The organism is Duganella radicis (assembly GCF_009720825.1).
Taxonomy (GTDB): Bacteria; Pseudomonadota; Gammaproteobacteria; order Burkholderiales; family Burkholderiaceae_D; genus Rugamonas; species Rugamonas radicis.
Window position 1 is genome coordinate 1 of the sequence record NZ_WNKY01000111.1, and the last position, 1,351, is coordinate 1,351.

1 protein-coding gene is annotated in these 1,351 nt (G+C 61.3%); it reads left to right on the forward strand.

What is annotated here, in order from left to right:
• Nucleotides 1–62: 62 nt before the first annotated feature.
• Nucleotides 63–1,312, forward strand: a protein-coding gene (locus GM676_RS31255) for an IS3 family transposase (RefSeq protein ID WP_155468460.1) whose coding sequence is annotated in 2 segments (ribosomal slippage) — nt 63–348 and nt 348–1,312 — 1,251 coding nt in all. Because the reading frame shifts where the segments join, the coding sequence is not laid out codon by codon here.
• Nucleotides 1,313–1,351: the final 39 nt, after the last annotated feature.

Here is a 1,351-nt window from a genome sequence, read left to right on the forward strand (position 1 = left end):
TATAGTGGCCCCCGAATTTGAGACGGTGGTTTAAGCTGTCGTCCGTGAAAGGATGATAGCGCATGAGTGAAGGCAAAAAACGCAGGGTACACACGGCGGAGTTCAAGGCCAAGGTTGCTCTGGAGGCGGTGCGTGGAGTGAAGACGGTGACGGAGATCGCGCAGGAGTATGGCGTGCATCCGGTGCTGGTCGGACAGTGGAAAAAGGAAATCCTGGAAAACGCCGGTGCGCTGTTCGACGTCAAGCGCGGCCCGAAGCCAGTCGATGAAAGCAGCCCGGAGGACAAGCTGTATGGCGAGATCGGCCGGCTGAAGATGCAGGTGGACTGGCTCAAAAAAAAGCTCGGGGAATGAGCGCGGCCGAACGGACGCGATGGATCGAGCAAGGCGACAAGGTGCCGCTAGCGATGCAGTGCGAACTGGCAGGCGTTCCCCGCTCGACGGTCTACCGCCGGTTGGGGGCGGCGGGCCGTGCGCAGTCCGAGGACGAGGAAGACCTGCAGCTACGCGCCTTGATTGACGGTGAGTACACCAACCGACCGTTCTACGGCAGCCGTCGCATGGTGGTGTTTCTGCGTGGCCGGGGTTACTGCATCAACCGCAAGCGCGTGCAGCGCCTGATGCGCGAGATGGGTTTGGCTGGCATGGCGCCGGGACCGGCGACGAGCAAGCCGCAGCCCGGGCACAAGGTCTATCCTTACCTGTTGCGCGGCGTGGCGGTGACGCGGCCAAACCAAGTGTGGTCGACCGATATCACCTATATCCGGCTGGCAAAGGGGTTTGCCTATCTGGTGGCGATCATCGACTGGTACAGTCGCAAAGTGCTGTCCTGGCGCCTCAGCAACAGCATGGACGCCGCATTCTGCGTGGACTGCCTGGAGGATGCCTTGCGCCATCATGGCAAGCCGGAGGTGTTCAACAGCGACCAGGGTTCGCAATTCACCAGCAGCGCCTTCACCGGCGTGCTCAAGCGTGAAGGCGTGGCGATCAGCATGGACGGGCGCGGCCGGGCACTGGACAACATCTTCGTGGAGCGCCTGTGGCGCAACGTGAAGTACGAGGATGTGTATTTGAAGGGCTACGCCAACATGGCCGAATTGACAGTGGGGCTGGCGCAATACTTCGCGTTCTACAACGCCGAGCGTCCTCATCAGGCATTGGGCTACGAGACGCCAACCCGCGTCTACAGTGAAGGCACAGGTGGCGGAGCGCTGATCGTCGACAAATTCGGCGACGCGGACCGGGAGCCGGAGAAAGTGAGTGGCACGGGGCAGCGCCGAGCAGCTGCGGAAGTGGAAACGGACACAGCTTAAATTAACCGGCTGAGTGTCTTGACTGACGGGTCCACTTTA